This window comes from Pseudoalteromonas sp. NSLLW24 (genome assembly GCF_015864725.1).
GTDB classification, from domain to species: domain Bacteria; phylum Pseudomonadota; class Gammaproteobacteria; order Enterobacterales; family Alteromonadaceae; genus Pseudoalteromonas; species Pseudoalteromonas arctica.
On the sequence record NZ_JADYWQ010000005.1, the window covers coordinates 114,664 to 133,598 of the forward strand.

Below are 18,935 nucleotides of genomic sequence, written 5' to 3' on the forward strand. Positions count from 1 at the left end.
AAAAGCACCCTAGGGTGCTTTTTTAATAATTAGCTGTGATAAATCACAGCCAGCATATTAGTTCATGCCGTATTTTTTAAGCTTTTTACGTAAAGTACCACGGTTGATACCTAGTAAAATTGCTGCACGAGTTTGGTTACCACGTGTATATGTCATCACTTCTTCAAGTAATGGCGCTTCTAGCTCTGAAAGAACAAGGTCGTAAACGTCTTGCACATCTTGACCGTTAAGCTGCTTTAAATAGTGGTGAACAGCTTTTTTTACTGCATCACGCAATGGCTGCGGTTTCTCGTGTGACTGAACATGAGGGTTAGTGATAAATGGAGAAGTCACGTTTTGTTCGAACATTATTAAGTCTCTTTCTTTCTTAGTTAGCTGCTAGTGTTTTAAAGTATTGCTCTAATGCGACGACCTGTGCTTGTGGGTTGTCGAGCGCATTAAATACTCGCCTAAACTGACCATCACTGTCATGGGTTTGCAAATACCAAGATACATGTTTGCGAGCAATTCGCGCTCCCATTGGCTCACCGTAAAACAGATGGAGGTTTGTTAAATGCTCCATTAAAATACTGCGCACCTCTGCAATAGCAGGCGGCTGTAAGTGTTCCCCAGTTCGCAAATAGTGGTCTATCTCCCTAAATATCCAAGGGCGACCTTGGGCGGCTCGGCCAATCATAATGGCATCTGCACCCGTATAGTCTAAAACCTGTTTTGCTTTTTCTGGTGATGTAATATCACCATTGGCAACAACAGGAATCGACACTGAACGTTTTATATCCCTAATCGTGGCGTACTCAGCATCACCTTTGTACATACATGCGCGCGTACGCCCATGTACAGCAAGTGATGCAATGCCATAACGTTCAGCTATTCTCGCAATCTCTACACCATTACGGTTATCCGGATCCCATCCTGTACGGATTTTAAGTGTCACAGGTATATCAACAGCATTAACGACTGCATCAATAATCTCTTCCACAAGTTCAGGAAACTGTAATAAGGCAGAGCCTGCGAGTTTCTTGTTCACTTTTTTTGCTGGGCACCCCATATTGATATCTATGATCTGTGCACCGTTAGCAACATTGAATTGTGCGGCCTGCGCCATAAGCTCAGGATCTGCTCCTGCAATTTGCACAGCGCGTATACCCGACTCACCGCTGTGATCCATACGGTTCATCGACTTTTCCGTTTTCCAAACCTTAGGATTAGACGATAGCATTTCAGAAACAGCTAGCCCTGCGCCTAAACGACGGCAAAGTTGTCTAAATGGTCTGTCTGTAATGCCAGCCATTGGCGCGACAATTACATTATTCTCAAGTTGGTATTTACCGATACGCACTATATTCAATAGGCCTCTTTTCAAGGGGCGCTAAGTTTACGGTTTTTTTCACAAAAATCAAAGGCTATAAATTGAACAAAAGTAACTTTTTTTTGCCCTTTTCGTATTGACATTTGATAACCACATGACAAGTAGGTTGATTTGTTTGAAATTTATACAAGTTTTATTTTTTACACAATAATCAGAAAACTTTTAATATGTAAAAAAATAGTAAAGCCTGTTAAATACAGGCTTTACATGCAGGTTTTGAGTTAATGCTCTAAATTTGGTTATGCAGTTTATTACGCTTTTTTAGTGCCACTTACTCGAGTCCAATCACCTTCAACGGCAATGTCATCTAGTTCAATAAACGGTGCATAAATATCAGCAACTGATTGTGCTTGTTCTTCTAAAATACCCGACATGGCAATTTTTCCACCAGGCTTTAATAAACCTAAAATTACACTGTGCAATTCGCGAAGTGGCTGGGCTAATATATTTGCCACTACTATGTCGGCGGTAAACTCAGGTTGGTTTTCTGGAAGGTATACTTCAAGTTTGTCTGCAACGCCATTACGGTTAGCATTATCGAGGCTTGCCTCAAGCGCTTGAGGATCAATATCAATCCCAATCATGCGCTCTGCGCCTAGTTTTATAGCTGCAATACCTAAAATGCCTGAGCCACAACCAAAATCAACAACCGTTTTACCTGTTAGATCTTGGCTTTCTAACCACTTAAGACATAAGGCCGTTGTTGCATGTGTGCCCGTACCAAAGGCAAGGCCAGGGTCAAGCAGTACATTTACTGCATCAGGATCTGGAATGTCGCGCCAGCTTGGACAAATCCATAGCCTTTCACCAAATTGAATAGGGTGGAAGTTATCCATCCATTCACGTTCCCAGTCTTTATCCTCAAGCTGCTCTATTTTGTATACTAAATTGTCTTTTAGTTCATCATGGCGTTTCAATAACGCAACGACTTCATTCATATCGTGATTAGCTTCAAACAAGCCAATTACTGTTGTATCAGCCCAAAATACAACGGTGCCAATTTTGGGTTCGTAAATAGGGGTGTCTTTTGCGTCAATAAAGGTTACTGAAGCACTACCCGCTTCCATTAATAGGTCACTTACTGCATCTGCTGTTGCAGCATTGGCGTTAATACGAATTTGGATCCAAGCCATGATTATTTCCTTCAAATAGAAAAAAGGCCGCTATAGCGGCCTTTTTAGTTTATATAGTAGCGCTAAATTATTTAGCGTCTAAAAAGCTTTTCAGTAAATCTGAGCGAGAAGGGTGGCGTAATTTACGCAGCGCTTTCGCTTCTATTTGACGAATACGTTCACGTGTTACGTCAAACTGTTTACCTACTTCTTCTAAGGTGTGGTCGGTATTCATATCAATACCAAAACGCATACGTAGTACTTTAGCTTCACGGGCTGTTAGGCCTGCAAGTACATCGTTAGTTGCGCCACGAAGAGACTCCATTGTTGCCGAATCGATTGGCGAATCAATAGTTGTATCTTCGATAAAGTCACCTAAGTGAGAATCTTCATCATCACCGATTGGTGTTTCCATTGAAATTGGCTCTTTAGCAATCTTAAGTACCTTACGGATTTTATCCTCAGGCATCATCATGCGTTCTGCTAATTCTTCTGGATTTGGCTCACGACCCATTTCTTGTAACATTTGACGAGAAATACGGTTAAGTTTATTAATCGTTTCAATCATATGTACTGGAATACGGATTGTTCTTGCTTGGTCAGCAATAGAGCGAGTGATTGCTTGACGTATCCACCACGTAGCATAAGTAGAGAACTTATAACCACGGCGATATTCAAACTTATCAACTGCTTTCATCAGACCAATGTTACCTTCTTGAATTAAATCCAAGAATTGTAAGCCACGGTTTGTATATTTTTTAGCAATTGAGATTACAAGACGTAAGTTAGCTTCAACCATTTCTTTTTTTGCACGGCGTGCTTTCGCTTCACCAATGCTCATTCGACGGTTAATGTCTTTAATACGCTCAATGCTTAAACCTGTTGTTTGTTCAATAACAGATAGTTTATTAATGCTACGAATGATTTCTGGCTTAACTTCTTCAAGTTTAGCTGAGTATTTTTCGTTACCTGAAATTTCTAAATCAACCCACGAAGCGTCAGTTTCGTTATTAGCAAAATGCTTAACGAATGTTTTCTTCGGTAATTTAGCAATTTGTACAGCTTGTTTCATGATTAGACGTTCTTGAACGCGAACACGATCCATCATTTCACGCATGTTATTTACCATGCGGTCAAACTGTTTAGGTATTAATTTAAAGGTTCTGAAAAGCTCACCAATTTCAAAAATGGCGGCTTGTGATTCAGGATGCGAACGACCTTTAGCTTCAAACGTATCACGTGCTTTATTGTATAAATCACGTAAATTTTCAAAATGAATGCGCGCTTCTTCAGGATCTGGCCCTGTGTCTACTTCTTCTTCATCTTCGTCATCGCTATCAGCATCATCTTTGTCATCTTTATCGTCATCAAGTTGCTTAGCACTTAATTCTGAACCGATATTAGTTGCTGAAATTGGCGCTGTATCTTCATTAGGATCGATAAATCCAACGATGATATCGCTTAAACGCATTTCTTCAGCTTCAAACTTATCCCACTGCTCTAGCAGGTAAGTGATTGCTTCAGGGTACTCTGCAACAGAAATCTGTACTTGGTTAATGCCTTCTTCGATACGTTTAGCGATTACAATTTCGCCTTCACGTGTAAGAAGTTCAACAGTACCCATTTCACGCATGTACATGCGAACCGGATCCGTTGTACGGCCGATTTCTTTTTCTACAGTCGCAAGGGCTGCAGCGGCAGCTTCAGCTGCGTCTTCGTCTGTCGTTGTTTCTTGCATCATTAATTCATCAGCATCAGGCGCGTTTTCGCTAACCTTGATACCCATATCATTAATCATGCTTATGATATCTTCTACTTGATCTGAGTCTATAATGTCTTGTGGAAGGTGATCATTTACTTCTGCAAAAGTTAAGTAGCCTTGCTCTTTACCTTTTTGAATCAGAAGTTTTAATTGTGACTGAGGAGTTGGATCCATAGAGATTGTTTCTTCCACTCTGATAAGTTGATACAACAGGCGCCATCATGTAGTTTGCATTAAAGCCAACTAGAATAATGTGACGCAGTGAATAGCACAGTATAACAGTTTAAATCAATTTTGACTAGCTGTTAGTGGCTTTTAACGCTGTCATTAACAAATGACACTCAAGTCTTTCGTCGCTACTAAGGCCTTGAGTCTTGTCCTTTATTAATAGGGTCTCGAGTCGATAATTTAAACACTGATCTTCAATAAACTTGAAAGTATTTTTAAAAACCGTCTCTAAACGCTCTTCATTTATGTCGTGTTGCCACGTTGCAAGCTTGATTAAGGGCTCGTAATCTTCAGTTCCTCTAAAAAATTCGAGTAGTTGCGCTGTGGTAATGCTTTCTTTTTCTAAAGCTTGCTCTTGTAAGCGTAATAATAGCCCTATACCAGCAATATTCATTTGTGCGAGTTCAGGTAAATATGGCACATTTTTAGCTAAGTTAGGATGTTGAATTAAAATACCAATCGCTTGACGCATTGGTGTTATTTTAAACTTACGTTCAATCGAATGCTGTTGCTTTGGGGTTTTTAAACGGTTATTTAATTGCTCACGTGTTCTTCCGATTAAACGCCCTAATTGTTCAAGAATGTTTTCTTGATAAAATTCACTTGGGATTTTTTCAATGAGTGGAAGTGCTGCACTGAGTAATTTAGCTTTTCCTGAGTCGAGTGTTAAATCAACTTCTTGGCTTAATTTATTAAACAATACTTTGGTAAAGTCATCTGCTTGGCTTAGGCGCAATTCGAATTGCTCCTTACCTTCTTTTTGTACAAGAGAGTCAGGATCTTCGCCATCGGGTAAAAAAGTAAATTGCAGTGCTTTACCGTCATTTAAATAAGGAAGTGCGTTTTCAAGCGCCCTCCAAGCTGCATCACGGCCAGCTCTGTCGCCATCGTAACAACAGATTACTTTATCTGTTGTTCTAAACAACGTATGCATGTGCTCGCTTGTTGTTGCGGTACCTAGTGATGCAACGGCATATTCAATCCCTTGCTCGGCTAAGGCAACAACATCCATGTAACCCTCCACAACCATTACATGCTCAAGTTTTTTATGGGCTTGCTTTGCTTCATAAAGTCCGTAAAGCTCAAAGCCTTTATGAAAAATTCGGGTCTCTGGCGAGTTTAAATATTTTGGCCCTTGGTCGGCTTGCATTACACGGCCACCAAATGCAATAACACGCCCGCGTTTATCGCGAATAGGGAACATTAATCGGTCGCGGAAAAAATCAAATTGTCTACCTGGTGTTTTTTCTGAAGCTAGCTTTAATTCAACCAATTGCTCTTTTTGTTCTTTATTACGGCCAAGCTGAAGACATAATCCATCCCATTCGCTGGGAGCGTAGCCAATCATAAACTTTTTAACTGTTTCACCACTTAAACCACGGCCTTTTACATATTCAATAACGGCGGCAGAATTACTGTGGTGTTTTAATTGGTGCTGATAAAAGCGCGCAGTATGAAGCATTAAATCGTAATCAGAGCGCTTTTGCGCAGCAGTACGTTCTGGTGCTGAGTTTGTGCCTTGTTCTCGAGGTACTTCTAAGTTAAGCATGCTTGCTATTTCTTCAATAGCATCTACAAACTCAAGCTTTTCATACTCCATTACAAACGAAATAGCATTACCATTAGCGCCACAACCAAAGCAATGATAGAACTGTTTGTCTTGCGATACGGTAAATGAGGGCGATTTTTCGTTATGGAATGGGCAACAAGCTTGATAATCCTTACCTGCTTTTTTTAGACCTACTTTTGAGTCTATCAGGTCGACAATATCGGTTCTGGCAAGTAAATCGTCTATAAAGTTACGTGGGATCTTTCCAGCCATTAGTAAAATACAGTCCTGAAATAATAAGAAGAATAACGAATATGAAATTTACTTTTTTATACTAGCTTGATGCAAAGTATAGCGTGCTTTAACTTACCAAAATGATAACAAGATAAATAGGGAAGCTATAAAAAATTTCATTTTAAAGTAACCTAGTAGGTGTACTTTTTATTAAAGTTAAAAACAAAGAAACCGAGCGCAAGGCTCGGTTCACTTCAATCATACTTTAATGTATGTGGGAGTATTAGGCAGTTAATCGTTGCTTAATTAAACCAGAGATTTTGCCCATATCGGCACGACCTTCGGCTTTGCTTTTGATTATACCCATTACTTTACCCATGTCTTGCATACCTGCTGCGTTAGTATCAGCAATAGCCGCATCAATGAGAGCAATGATTTCTTCTTCACTCAATTTTTGAGGTAAGAAAGTTTCAAGTGCTACTATTTCATTGGCTTCAATATCAGCTAAATCATCACGCCCAGCATCTTTGTACTGAGTGTAAGAGTCACGACGTTGTTTAACAAGCTTCACTATAACGGAGGTAATACCTGCGTCGTCTAGTTCTATGCGCTCGTCAATTTCACGTTGCTTGATTGCAGCAAGTACCATACGAATAGGGTTAAGACGTTGTTTGTCTTTGGCTCTCATCGCATCTTTTTGCGCATCTTTTAGCGTTATTAAAAGGCTCATTTATACAAGACCTAATATATTAGTATAATTTAACGCGACGTGCGTTATCACGAGAAAGTTTTTTCATGTGACGTTTTACTGCAGCAGCTTTTTTACGCTTACGCTCAGCTGTTGGTTTTTCATAGTGCTCGCGACGACGAACTTCTGAAAGGATTCCTGCTTTTTCACATGAACGCTTGAAGCGACGAAGTGCTACGTCAAACGGTTCGTTCTCTCTTACTTTAATTACTGGCATTAAAAATTCACCTACCTAAATTATGAGCGTTGCTCAAGTTGATCAAACATTGATCAAGTGGTTCAAAAATGGTGCGGTATTGTAATCCGAAGCAACACCACATGTAAAGGACAATATTAACAGAAACGCATCATGTAAAACAGTATTAATTTGCTTGGCGCTGGTAGAGTTTGCAAAACACTTGGCCTGCCTTTTTTTCTTTAATTAACAACCAGTTGCTCGGGTTCTTGAAGGTGGTTAACTCTGTTTCTACTTCAACATAAATTAATGCATCATCGCTTAACCATTGGTTTTTTTCTAATAAATCGCAGGTTGTTTGCGCTAAATCTTTACGAAATGGTGGGTCAACAAATACAAGATTAAACGCTTCGTTTGTGTTTTTTTGCTCTAAAAAGGAGAGTGAATTAGTATGTTTAACGTATGCGTTGTCGAGCTTTAAAGTGCTAATGTTTTGTTCTAATTGCTTGGCAGCTGACGAGTCGAGCTCGATAAATGTGGCGTTTTTTGCAAACCGAGATAGCGCTTCAAATCCTAACCCACCAGAACCTGCAAAACAATCAAGTACATTTGTGTCACGCGTATCTTGCATTAGCCAATTAAATACAGTTTCTTTAATTCGATCGGTAGTAGGTCTTAAGCCTTCTACATTTTTAACAGGGAGTTTTCGGCCTCGAAATTGGCCACTAATCACTCTAATAAAGCCATCACTGGGCTTGTTAGTAGCTTTATTTTGCGTTGTTTTTTTTTTCATTTAGCTCACTAAAAAATGGTATATGGTATCTAGCTCAGATAATATTATGGGTGATTACGTGTAGCTTCATTTTTCAACCGTATTAAAAGTGTTACTATTGAACACTTACGTTTTGAATGGTTGTATTTATTAGCAACTATTGCTGGGCATTGCCAAGCTATTTCAAATTTTAGTTTATCAGATTTTTATAAGTGGTTATTAGCAAGTATGACAAAAAAAAGTAAATTCATGTCGTGGCTCGGTTTTGGCAAGTCAGATAAAAAAGAAGCAGAGCAAAAAGCAGCCGCTGATAAACAACAAGCATTAGCGCAAGAAGAAGCGCAGAAGCTAGAGCAAGAAAAGCTTGCACAGCAGGCTGAAACTGAACGTTTACAAGCAGAAGCAGAAGCCGAAACAGATCGCTTAGAGCAGGAGCGTATTGCTGCTGAACAAATTGAAGCTAAACGTTTAGAGCAAGAAACGCTAGCACAGGAGCAAGCTGAAGCTGAGCGCTTAAAAGCAGAGGCCGAAACAGATCGCTTAGAGCAGGAGCGTATTGCTGCTGAACAAATTGAAGCTAAACGTTTAGAGCAAGAAACGCTAGCACAGGAGCAAGCTGAAGCTGAGCGCTTAAAAGCAGAGGCCGAAACAGATCGCTTAGAGCAGGAGCGTATTGCTGCTGAACAAATTGAAGCTAAACGTTTAGAGCAAGAAACGCTAGCACAGGAGCAAGCTGAAGCTGAGCGCTTAAAAGCAGAGGCCGAAACAGAGCGCTTAGAGCAGGAGCGTATTGCTGCTGAACAAATTGAAGCAAAACGTTTAGAGCAAGAAAAGCTAGCACAGGAGCAAGCTGAAGCTGAACGTTTAAAAGCAGAGGCCGAAACAGAGCGCTTAGAGCAGGAGCGTATTGCTTCTGAACAAATTGAAGCAAAACGTTTAGAGCAAGAGCGTGCTGAAAACGCAGAAAAGATTGCAATTGAGCAGGCCAATGCTGAATTACTTGCAAAACAACAAGCTGATGCAGAAGCGCAAAGACAAGAATATGCACAACGTTTAGCCGACCAAGAAACGCAGATGCTGTTAGAGCAAGAGCGATTGGCTGCAGAAAAAGTAGAAGCTGAGCGACTAGATCAAATACGCCTTGAAAAAAAGGATGAAGCTGTAAAGGCTGAAAAGCTTGCAATAGAGCAAGCGAATGCTGAGTTATTAGCAAAAGAACAAGCAGATGCTGAAGCACAAATGCGTTTAGAGCAAGAACGCATTGCGGCTGAAAAAGCTCAGGGTGAACGTTTAGAGCAAGAACGTATTGCGGCTGAAAAAGCTCAGAACGAGCGTTTAGAACAAGAACGTATTGCGGCTGAAAAAACTCAGAGTGAGCGTTTAGAGCAAGAACGTATTGCGGCTGAAAAAGCAGAAAACGAGCGTTTAGAGCAAGAGCGCATTGCTGCTGAAAAAGCAGAAAGCGAGCGTTTAGAGCAAGAGCGCATTGCGGCTGAAAAAGCAGAAAACGAGCGTTTAGAGCAAGAACGTATTGCGGCTGAAAAAGCAGAAAGCGAACGTTTAGAGCAAGAGCGCATTGCAGCTGAAAAAGCAGAAAATGAACGTTTAGAGCAAGAACGCATTGCTTTAGAAAAAGCAGAAAACGAACGTTTAGAGCAAGAGCGCATTGCTTTAGAAAAAGCAGAAAATGAACGTTTAGAGCAAGAGCGCATTGCTGCTGAAAAAGCAGAAAATGAGCGTTTAGAACAAGAACGTATCACAGCAGAACTTGCAATTGAAGAATCTAAAAAAGCAGAAAAGCCGAAAAAAGAAGGGTTTTTCTCTCGCCTTAAAAAGGGCTTGTTAAAAACTCGCGTTAATATAGGTTCTGGCTTTGCATCTATTTTTAGTGGTAAAAAAATAGATGACGAATTATTTGAAGATCTTGAAACACAGCTGCTCACCGCCGATTTAGGCGTTGATACCACCATGAAGTTGATTGATAGCTTAACTGATGCTGCAAACCGTAAGCAGTTAAAAGATGGTGATGCGCTTTATGAGTTAATGAAACAAGAAATGGCGGCGATGCTAAAAACGGCTGAACAGCCTTTAGTAATTACCAAAGATAAAAAGCCATTTGTTATTTTAATGGTGGGCGTAAATGGCGTTGGTAAAACAACGACTATTGGTAAGATGGCTAAGCAATTTCAAAGCGAAGGTAAGTCGGTTATGCTGGCTGCTGGCGATACGTTTAGAGCGGCTGCTGTTGAGCAACTTCAGGTTTGGGGTGAACGTAACAGCATTCCTGTTATTGCACAGCATACGGGTGCAGATAGTGCATCGGTTGTTTTTGATGCATTCCAAGCTGCAAAAGCACGTAATATAGATGTGTTAATTGCAGATACAGCGGGTCGCTTGCAAAATAAAGATAACTTAATGCAAGAGCTTGAAAAAATAGCTCGTGTTATGAAAAAAATTGATCCTGATGCGCCGCACGAAGTGATGTTAACCATTGATGCTGGCACAGGTCAAAATGCAATTAGCCAAGTGAACTTATTTAATCAATGCGTTGGCTTAACTGGTATTACGCTTTCAAAACTTGATGGAACTGCAAAGGGTGGTGTTATTTTTGCGGTTGCAGATAAGTTTAATATTCCAATTCGTTACATTGGTGTTGGTGAAGGTATTGATGATTTACGCGCTTTTAAAAGCGATGACTTTATTGATGCGTTATTTAGCCAAGATGAGGACGACGTTTAATTTACCAAAAGAGGGAGCTTGCTCCCTTTTTAATTGCGAGGAATACCAATTTTATTAGTAAACTAATTGAATTGGCATAATAAAAAGATGATAAATTTTCAGCAAGTAAGTAAGACTTATCCTGGAGGGCACCGCGCCCTCGAAAAAGTTAATTTTCATGTTAAACCGGGTGAACTTGCCTTTTTAACCGGCCACAGTGGTGCGGGTAAAAGTACGTTGCTTAAGTTAATTAGCTTAATGGAACGTCCATCGGCAGGTAGTGTATTTATCAACGGTGTTGATTTAAATAAAGTAAACTCGCGTCAAATTCCTTATGCTCGCCGTGATATAGGTATTATTTTTCAAAATCACCGTTTACTAGAGCGCTATACTATTTTTGATAATGTGGCACTGCCTCTTATTATTGAGGGTACTCACCATAAGCAAATAGCTAAACGTGTTCATGGTGCGCTTGATAAAGTAGGCCTGATAGACAAAATAAAATGTCATCCGTCTATGCTCTCTGGAGGCGAGCAGCAACGTGTTGGTATTGCCAGAGCAATTGTAAACTCTCCGCCAATTCTGTTAGCCGATGAGCCTACAGGTAACCTAGACCCTGAGCTTTCAATGGAAATCCTAAAGCTGTTTGAGGACTTTAATAAACACGGCACCACTGTTCTTATAGCGACGCATGACTTAGGTTTGGTTGCACGTATGAAGTACCGCAGTCTAACCTTAAAAGATGGCCGCATGCTTCAAGATCCGCTCGCTGAGGGAGCACTATGAGTTTACTTTTTAAAAGTCGTCAAAATAGTAACGACAAGCAAAAAAAATCAGTATTAGCTGGCGGTTACTTTTTCATTATTAATATTTTTCGCCAAGGTGTTCATAGCTTAGGTGAAATGTGGCGTACGCCGCTTGCATCTATGATGACTATTGCTGTACTTGGTTTGAGCCTAACGTTACCTGCAACACTTTATCTCGTTGTTAAAAACGTACAGCAAGTAAGTAGTGGTTTTGAAGAAGCGAGTGAAATATCGTTGTTTGTAAAAGAAAGTATGAACGAGCAAGAAACGCAAACATTAGTAAAGCGTTTAGCACTTTATCCAGAAGTGGAAAGCGTTGAATTTATTTCAAAGCAAAAAGCACTAACAGAATTTAAAGACGTATCTGGCTTTGGGCAAGCTTTAGAGTATTTAGATAAAAACCCATTACCTGATGTGGTACTTGTTACTCCTACAAAACGTCATAGACACCCAAATGCCGCTAAAGTACTGCTAACTAAATTAGAAAGTGAACGTGAAGTTGATTTTGGTAAGCTCGATATAGCGTGGCTAGAGCGTTTAAATGCATTACTAGATTTACTGAAAGAAAGTGTAATAACCATCGCATTATTACTGCTTACCTCAGTGACGCTTATTATTGGTAACACCATCCGTTTGTCGATCATGGATAAAAAAGAAGAAATACAAGTAATGAAGCTAGTCGGCGCAACTAACACCTTTATACATGCCCCATTTTTGTGGACCGGTATTTGGTATGGTGTAATAGGTGGTTTATTTGCCTTTATATGTGTAGGACTAATGATGTGGTGGCTTTCAAGCGCTGTGAGCAGTGTAGCGGGGGTGTATCAAACAAGCTTTTCGTTAATTGGATTATCGCTTAATGAGCTCGGCTTTTTAGTGTTACTTGCAACAAGCTTAGGATTTGTAGGCTCGTACCTTTCTGTAAATCGATATATTAAAGAAATAGAACCCGATAAAGTATAAAAAATCCTGCAAACTATAAGTGAACCAACCCAGCTTGATATGCGTATCGTACCGAACTGGGTTGTACCTCCTGTTATTAAAACTGTCATATTTATGTACTATCCTCCCATGAAGTAATGAGTTGTAAATAAGGTGATGCAGCGAGGTTAACCTGCAGCAGCCCCTCAATTCATCACTTATTCAGTCGCTTGTAGTAGACTAAACACATACTAAAAACTGCTTGATTTATACTTTAAAAAAGTTTTAAATTGGGGTTAGCACTCTTAAAGAAAGAGTGCTAAGATAGTTTCAAATGTTTATCACCGAGGTGAAAAATGAGTAAAGATTTATACGCAATGGCACTTACAGTCGGACAACAAAGCGCAAGCATGGACGGTTACCTTCAAGCGGTAAGCACTATTCCTATGCTTAAAGTTGAACAAGAGCAAGAACTTGCTAAAAAACTTCAGGAAGAAGGCGATCTTAGTGCTGCCAAGCAACTCATTATGTCGCATTTACGCTTTGTAGCGCATATTGCTAAAGGCTACTCGGGATACGGCTTACCACAAGCTGACCTTATTCAAGAAGGTAATATAGGCCTGATGAAAGCGGTTAAGCGTTTCGACCCTACTGTGGGTGTGCGTTTAGTATCGTTTGCAGTGCATTGGATTAAAGCCGAAATTCACGAGTTTGTGCTTAAAAATTGGCGCATAGTTAAAGTTGCAACCACTAAAGCGCAACGTAAATTGTTTTTTAATCTTCGTAAAAATAAAAAGCGTTTAGGTTGGTTTAATCAAGCTGAGGTTAGTACCGTTGCTAGCGAGCTAGGTGTGAGTGAAAAAGAAGTACGTGAAATGGAATCGCGCATGAGCGGCCAAGACATGGGCTTTGACCTAACGGGCGACGATAACGACGACGCACCAACAAGTACGTACTCTCCAGTGCAATATTTAACAGATGGCGCAGCTGATTTAGCTGACGACGTTGAACAAGAACAGTGGAAAGAGCAAGCGCATACTCGTTTATTTAGCGCACTTAAAACACTAGACGAACGTTCACAAGATATTGTTAGCGCACGTTGGTTGTCTGATGATAAGGCGACTCTTCAAGAGCTTGCACAAAAGTACAGTGTTTCTGCTGAACGTGTTCGCCAGCTTGAAAAAACAGCGATGAAAAAGTTACAAAGCGCTATGAGCTAAACACACCTCTAGCAGTAAAATTTAAAAAGCCCTGCATGAAAATGCGGGGCTTTTTGCTTTTGCGTAGGTTGGTTTGAGCGAAGAGAAACCCAACGATAAAATATCCAATTAAGTAATACCAACCTGCATAAACCTTTGATCAATTTAACGAATTAAATTGCACTATAACGTCGTTAAAAATTTATTATTTAGAACAACTAGATATAAGAATTTTTGCCTAGTTCTAGTGTAATTTTCTTAACGTTAAATAGACCCCATATATAAGCAGATTGGTATAATACCGATACTCTGCATTATCGAAAGGTTAGTTTATCATTCGGATATAGTATTATTTAAAGCTTATATCATCTAGCACTAATCCCTTTACCCTCAGCTTGCGCTAACTGAACGTATTTACGTTCAACCAGCTGCGAAACCGGCACGAGCTCAAAACCTTGCTTAGTTAGCTCGGGTAAAGCATGACGTAAAAATTCGATTGTTTCTGGGTAGGGGTGAGCAATTGCAATAGCAGAATTATGAGTGATGGCTAGTTGTTTTAATTCTTCAAGCCTTAGCTGCAGTTGTTCTGGTGTAGTTATATTGTCTAAGAACACTTGGCGACTAATATTGGCAACACCTAAAAAGTTAGCAGCATTTTGTGCTTGGCTTAAATCGGTTGTGCGGCTATCTAAAAAATATAAATGGCGCTTTTTAAGCACTTCCATTGTCCACTTCATAGCTTGGCTTTGCTGCGTAAGCGCTGAGCCCATGTGGTTATTAACGCCTTTAACTTGCGGTAAACTAGCGAGAGCGGTTCCTAGAGTTTGCTGAAGCTGCTCTTTATTCATATTTAAAGTAAGCGCGCCAGGTCCGAGTTCTTTACCGTTAAGTGCCTGCATAGGTACATGAAGTAATAACTCTTTATTTGATTGACTAGCAAGCGTTGCAAAAATTTGCGAATAAGGAGTATGGGGCAAAATTGAATACGACAATTGCCCTGGTAAGGAAAGGAACTCTAAGTCCCGTTGATGATAGCCTATATCGTCTATCACTATTGCTATTTGTTTGGCGCTAATTGTTGCTGAGCTAAAACAAATAGCTAATATTAGCCATTTTATTATTTTCACGTTTATAGTTTTTATTATCTTTTTAGCTTTATTTATACAGCTTATACAAGCTACTGCATGCTGAGTAATTGTTTTGCTTTAACTAACTGTAAGTCGGCTAAGTTACCAGTAAGTAATTGCGCTTTACTGTTAGTGTGTTCATTTTTTATTATAACGGCTTTATTACTTTGTGAAAGGTTTGTTTGATTAACCGCCACATCTGGGGTTATTCCTATTCCATCAATCGATTTACCTAGCGGCGTAAAGTATTTAGCTGTGGTGAGCTTTAATGCAGTGTTGCCGTCACCTAGAGGAATGAGCGATTGTACAGAACCCTTCCCAAAAGATTGACTGCCAACAACGGTTGCTCGTTTATTATCTTTAAGTGCTGCTGCAAGTATTTCGGCTGCAGAGGCTGAATTTTCATTTATAAGCACAACAATGGGGGCATTTTTTAGAATGTCTCCACGCTTTGCATAAAATGCTTGGTTGGCATCGTAAAAACGTCCTTTAGTAGTCACTATAGTGCCACTTTGTAAAAATAGGTCTGATACCGCTACTGCGCTTTGTAATGTACCCCCTGGGTTATCACGTAAATCAATTACTAAGCCTTTAAGTGGGTAACCAAAGTGGCTTTGCAGGGCAGCAACTTGCAGAGCAACCTCATGCAATGTGTGGTTAGAAAAATTATTGATAGCTATATAACCAGTACCAAAATCTAGAAGTTCGCTTGTTACGCTTTCGAGGTTTATTTGGCGGCGTGCTACATGAAACGTGAGTGGGTTTTTATTGTTATCACGATTTATAATTAGCTCTATATTTGAAAATTTACTGTCTCTTATTAGTGTTGCTACTTCATCGATTGTACGGTTTTGGGCTGCTTGGTTGTTTACACTTACAATAATATCGCTTGGCAAAATACCCGCTGCTTTTGCGGGGGAGTTATTAACCACATTAACAATAGTCATATTCTCGTCGATATTTTTAACCTCAATACCAATACCTGTATAGCGCCCGTTTGTGTTATCAAATAATGAGGTTAGTTCGTGCTCATTTAAGTACTTAGAGTAAGAGTCGAGCTTTGAATATAAGCGCTCAAACTGTTGGCTATTATATTTAATGTGGTGGCTATTTTGTAAGGTGAGATCTTCAACGTAGTAGGCATGGATGTTAAAGAGTATTTCGTCTATTTGTTGTCTTTTAAGATCTTTAATCGAGCTTGCTAGTACGTTACTAGAAAAAGCGATTAAGGTTAGTAATACAAGTAAATACAGACTTATATAAAAGCCTGTATTTTTTTGATCAATGGTAATTACTGCAGTTTTTTTAGTTGTCATCAGCTGCTCCAGAGCGGTGCAGCGATTTATTTAATTAAATGCGTTTGCACCATTTTACAGGATTTACTGCGCGTCCTTTGTGGCGTATTTCAAAGTATAGACCAGAACTAGCTTGTCCGCCGCTTTGGCCAACTAAAGCAAGGGTTTCGCCTTCGCGTACCATGTCGCCTACATCTCTTAGCAGTGTTTGGGCATGACCATATAGGCTCATAAAACCTTCACCATGGTCTACAACAATTACCCAACCATAGCCCTTTAGCCAATCGGCAAATACAACTTGGCCGTTATGTACGCTATTAATATTAGTGCCTTCTTTTGCACCAATTAATACGCCTTTCCAATCAATACCACCATGTTTACGTTGGCCGAATGTGTGCTCTAACTTGCCTTTGCTCGGCCAGTCTAATTTGCCTTTGTTTTTATTTAGGCCCAGTAATTCAATTTTCTGTGTTTTTTCTTTTTCGAGTTCTTCAATTGTTGCTACTAAAGTTTGTTGGTTTTCTTTTAAATAGTTTATTGAACTTTTGGTGCTGTTGAGCTGAGCTTGTAAATTTTTAAGATTAGCTTGGCGTTCACTTTGTGCATTAAGCAATGCAGTTTGACGTCTTTTTTGCTCATCAAATAAAAGCGCTAGTTTTTCTTGTGTTTTAACAAGCTCTTCTTGGTTTTGTACTATTTGCTTTTGAAGGTCTTTTAGATCTTCAATTTGTTCAATACGGGCTTTATTTAAGTAGTTGTAATAACTAAGTGTGCGCTCAAATTTTGCAGTGTCTTCTTGATTTAACAGCATTTTAGAGTAGTCGTCGCCACCGGCCATATAGGCGCTTTTAAGCTGCGCGGCTAAAATTTTCTGAAATTGAGTGTGCTTTTTATCGAGCTCATCGGCTTTATTTTGTAGCTCTTTTTGCTGTGTTTTAGTTTCTTTTACTGATTGTTCTGCCATGTTAAGTGCTTTAGCATTTTTAGCTATATCGAGTTCATGGCTTTTTAGGTTTTTTTGTAGTGACGCTATTTTTTTTCTTTGGGCGTTATACTCAGCTTGGCTTTGCTCAAGTGCATTTTGAACTTCTGATAAGTCTTTTTTAGTACGATCTTCATTAGCAACTGCAGATGCAGTCACTAATGAAGTTAGTATTAAACCGCACTTAATTAACCGGTTAATACGTCTATTCATGTGTTATTTCAACATCATGATAGGCGTACCAGTCATTTCGTTTGGTTGCTCCATGCCCATTAAGTGAAGCATTGTAGGGGCTACATCACTTAATGCTTTACCTTGCATAGGCTCTGCATCGCGACCAACATAAATAAAATGTACCGGTTCACTAGTGTGAGCTGTATGCGCTTGGCCTGTTTTAAGATCAGCCATTTGCTCAGCATTACCATGATCGGCTGTTATTAGTGCTTCACCACCAAACTCTTCAAGTGCATCAACAACACGACCTATACAGCTATCTACAGCTTCACAAGCTTTAACAGCAGCTTCAAATACACCAGAGTGACCAACCATATCGCCGTTAGGGTAGTTACAAATAATAGCATCGTATTTACCGTTTTTAATTGCTGCTACTAGCTTGTCGGTTAGCATTTCTGAGTTCATTTCAGGTTGTAAGTCGTAGGTTGCAACTTGCGGCGAAGGAATTAGCTCGCGTGTTTCGCCTTTAAATTCACTTTCGCGCCCGCCACTAAAGAAAAACGTAACGTGTGCGTACTTTTCGGTTTCTGAAATGCGAAGCTGTGTTTTGTTATTTTTTTCAAACCACTCACCAAGTACGTTTACTAACGGTGTTGAACCAAAGGCAATAGGTGCATCTATATCGGCTGCATACTCTGTCATCATTACAAATGCACTAAGCTCTGGCGTTCTTTTTCTTGCGAATCCATCAAAATCAGGCTCAACAAAAGCGCGAGTAATTTCGCGGGCTCTATCTGCTCTAAAGTTGGCAAAAATTAGAGTGTCGCCATCGTTTATTGAAGCAGGAGCGGCGCCTGTTGGTGTAATGGTTGTAGCGGCCACAAATTCGTCGTTTTCGTCGCGCTCGTACGCTGCATTAAGTGCCTCTACGCCGTTATCAAAATTAAAGTCACCTTCAGCTAATGCAATTACGTTGTACGCTTTTTCTACGCGGTTCCAACGGTTGTCTCTGTCCATTGCGTAGTAGCGGCCAATAAGTGACGCCAAACGACCGCATTTAAGTTCGCTAAATAACGCTTCAATACGTTCGATTGACGCTTTAGCACTACGTGGAGGTGTATCGCGGCCATCTAAAAAGCCATGAAAGTAAACTTCTTTAGCGCCACGTTTTGCAGCAAGTTTTATGCTAGCAACTATGTGGTCTTCATGGCTATGCACACCACCTGGGCTTAAAAGACCCATTATGTGAACTGCTTTTCCTGCACTTACCGCTTTATCTATGTTTTCAACTAAGGCTGGGGTTGAATCAAATTCGCCATCGTTAATTGCTTTAGTGATACGGGTAAAATCTTGATAAACAATGCGACCAGCACCTAAGTTCACATGGCCAACTTCTGAGTTACCCATTTGACCATCAGGAAGACCAACATCTAAACCCGAAGCTGATATTAATGTGTGTGGCCGTGTGGCCCATAAATTGTCTAATACCGGTGTGTTAGCTGCAAGAATAGCATTACTTTGCGTATCTTCGCGGTATCCCCAACCGTCTAAAATCATTAATACCAGTGGTTTTTTATGCTCTGTCATAATAGCTCCTGAAAATTAGTATCTGTTGATGGATACTGTGCACCTAAAAGGTTTATTAGCGTGGTTTTAGCATACCGTGTTTTTAAGCTAGGATCAGCATTGAAAACAAGATATTAAATTTTTTCACTTATACCTCATTGACTAACCTGAACTCTGCTTGAGATAGATTTATTATCC

Annotated in this window: 16 protein-coding genes; 4 read left to right on the top strand and 12 right to left on the bottom strand. The window is 39.9% G+C overall.

The genetic code is table 11. The features are described from left to right. Positions 1–57: 57 nt before the first annotated feature. The 8 genes from fis to rsmD form a co-directional block, all read right to left on the bottom strand. A complete protein-coding gene (fis, locus tag I6E72_RS06875) occupies positions 58–348 on the bottom strand; it encodes a DNA-binding transcriptional regulator Fis (protein ID WP_002957804.1) in 291 nt (96 codons plus the stop codon). Positions 349–367: 19 nt separating this feature from the next. Next, positions 368–1,339, bottom strand: a complete 972-nt coding sequence (gene dusB / locus I6E72_RS06880; RefSeq protein ID WP_010553368.1) for a tRNA dihydrouridine synthase DusB — start codon at positions 1,337–1,339, stop codon at positions 368–370. Between the two features lie 281 nt (positions 1,340–1,620). After that, complete coding sequence (gene prmA, locus I6E72_RS06885; RefSeq protein ID WP_010553367.1) at positions 1,621–2,502, bottom strand: 50S ribosomal protein L11 methyltransferase; 882 nt, start codon at positions 2,500–2,502, stop codon at positions 1,621–1,623. A gap of 67 nt (positions 2,503–2,569) precedes the next feature. Beyond that, positions 2,570–4,417 (bottom strand): RNA polymerase sigma factor RpoD, encoded by a 1,848-nt coding sequence (gene rpoD / locus I6E72_RS06890; RefSeq protein ID WP_007586533.1) that lies wholly within the window; start codon positions 4,415–4,417, stop codon positions 2,570–2,572. Positions 4,418–4,541: 124 nt separating this feature from the next. Continuing rightward, complete coding sequence (dnaG, locus tag I6E72_RS06895) at positions 4,542–6,293, bottom strand: DNA primase (RefSeq protein WP_007586534.1); 1,752 nt, start codon at positions 6,291–6,293, stop codon at positions 4,542–4,544. Positions 6,294–6,537: 244 nt separating this feature from the next. Further along, positions 6,538–6,984 carry a GatB/YqeY domain-containing protein gene (locus I6E72_RS06900; protein ID WP_007586535.1) on the bottom strand — a complete coding sequence of 149 codons (447 nt, stop codon included), beginning with the start codon at positions 6,982–6,984 and terminating at the stop codon, positions 6,538–6,540. Between the two features lie 19 nt (positions 6,985–7,003). Next, a complete protein-coding gene (gene rpsU / locus I6E72_RS06905; RefSeq protein WP_002957797.1) occupies positions 7,004–7,219 on the bottom strand; it encodes a 30S ribosomal protein S21 in 216 nt (71 codons plus the stop codon). Between the two features lie 145 nt (positions 7,220–7,364). Further along, positions 7,365–7,970: a 16S rRNA (guanine(966)-N(2))-methyltransferase RsmD gene (gene rsmD / locus I6E72_RS06910; RefSeq protein WP_197111583.1), complete on the bottom strand. Its 606-nt coding sequence runs from the start codon at positions 7,968–7,970 to the stop codon at positions 7,365–7,367. 228 nt (positions 7,971–8,198) lie between these two features. Between rsmD and ftsY the strand changes: the two genes are divergently transcribed. The 4 genes from ftsY to rpoH all read left to right on the top strand — a co-directional run bounded on the left by ftsY (position 8,199) and on the right by rpoH (position 13,614). Beyond that, the gene (gene ftsY, locus I6E72_RS06915; RefSeq protein ID WP_442960305.1) at positions 8,199–10,688 is read left to right on the top strand and encodes a signal recognition particle-docking protein FtsY; all 2,490 of its coding nucleotides are present in this window, start codon (positions 8,199–8,201) and stop codon (positions 10,686–10,688) included. An 87-nt stretch (positions 10,689–10,775) separates the two neighbouring features. Continuing rightward, positions 10,776–11,453 (top strand): cell division ATP-binding protein FtsE, encoded by a 678-nt coding sequence (gene ftsE / locus I6E72_RS06920; protein ID WP_007582842.1) that lies wholly within the window; start codon positions 10,776–10,778, stop codon positions 11,451–11,453. Beyond that, complete coding sequence (gene ftsX / locus I6E72_RS06925; RefSeq protein WP_007582840.1) at positions 11,450–12,436, top strand: permease-like cell division protein FtsX; 987 nt, start codon at positions 11,450–11,452, stop codon at positions 12,434–12,436. The genes ftsE and ftsX overlap by 4 nt, the downstream gene beginning before the upstream one ends. A gap of 314 nt (positions 12,437–12,750) precedes the next feature. Continuing rightward, a complete protein-coding gene (rpoH, locus tag I6E72_RS06930) occupies positions 12,751–13,614 on the top strand; it encodes an RNA polymerase sigma factor RpoH (RefSeq protein WP_007582838.1) in 864 nt (287 codons plus the stop codon). 344 nt (positions 13,615–13,958) lie between these two features. Here rpoH and I6E72_RS06935 read toward each other — a convergent pair whose 3' ends face one another. The 4 genes from I6E72_RS06935 to gpmM are packed head-to-tail and all read right to left on the bottom strand — an operon-like array spanning position 13,959 to position 18,758. Beyond that, positions 13,959–14,720: a divergent polysaccharide deacetylase family protein gene (locus I6E72_RS06935; RefSeq protein ID WP_197111586.1), complete on the bottom strand. Its 762-nt coding sequence runs from the start codon at positions 14,718–14,720 to the stop codon at positions 13,959–13,961. A gap of 50 nt (positions 14,721–14,770) precedes the next feature. Then, a complete protein-coding gene (locus I6E72_RS06940) occupies positions 14,771–16,036 on the bottom strand; it encodes a S41 family peptidase (RefSeq protein ID WP_165722451.1) in 1,266 nt (421 codons plus the stop codon). Positions 16,037–16,070: 34 nt separating this feature from the next. Beyond that, positions 16,071–17,210 carry a murein hydrolase activator EnvC family protein gene (locus tag I6E72_RS06945; RefSeq protein WP_165722453.1) on the bottom strand — a complete coding sequence of 380 codons (1,140 nt, stop codon included), beginning with the start codon at positions 17,208–17,210 and terminating at the stop codon, positions 16,071–16,073. Positions 17,211–17,213: 3 nt separating this feature from the next. After that, on the bottom strand, positions 17,214–18,758 hold the full coding sequence (gene gpmM / locus I6E72_RS06950) for a 2,3-bisphosphoglycerate-independent phosphoglycerate mutase (RefSeq protein WP_197111589.1): 1,545 nt from the start codon (positions 18,756–18,758) through the stop codon (positions 17,214–17,216). Between the last annotated feature and the right edge of the window lie 177 nt (positions 18,759–18,935).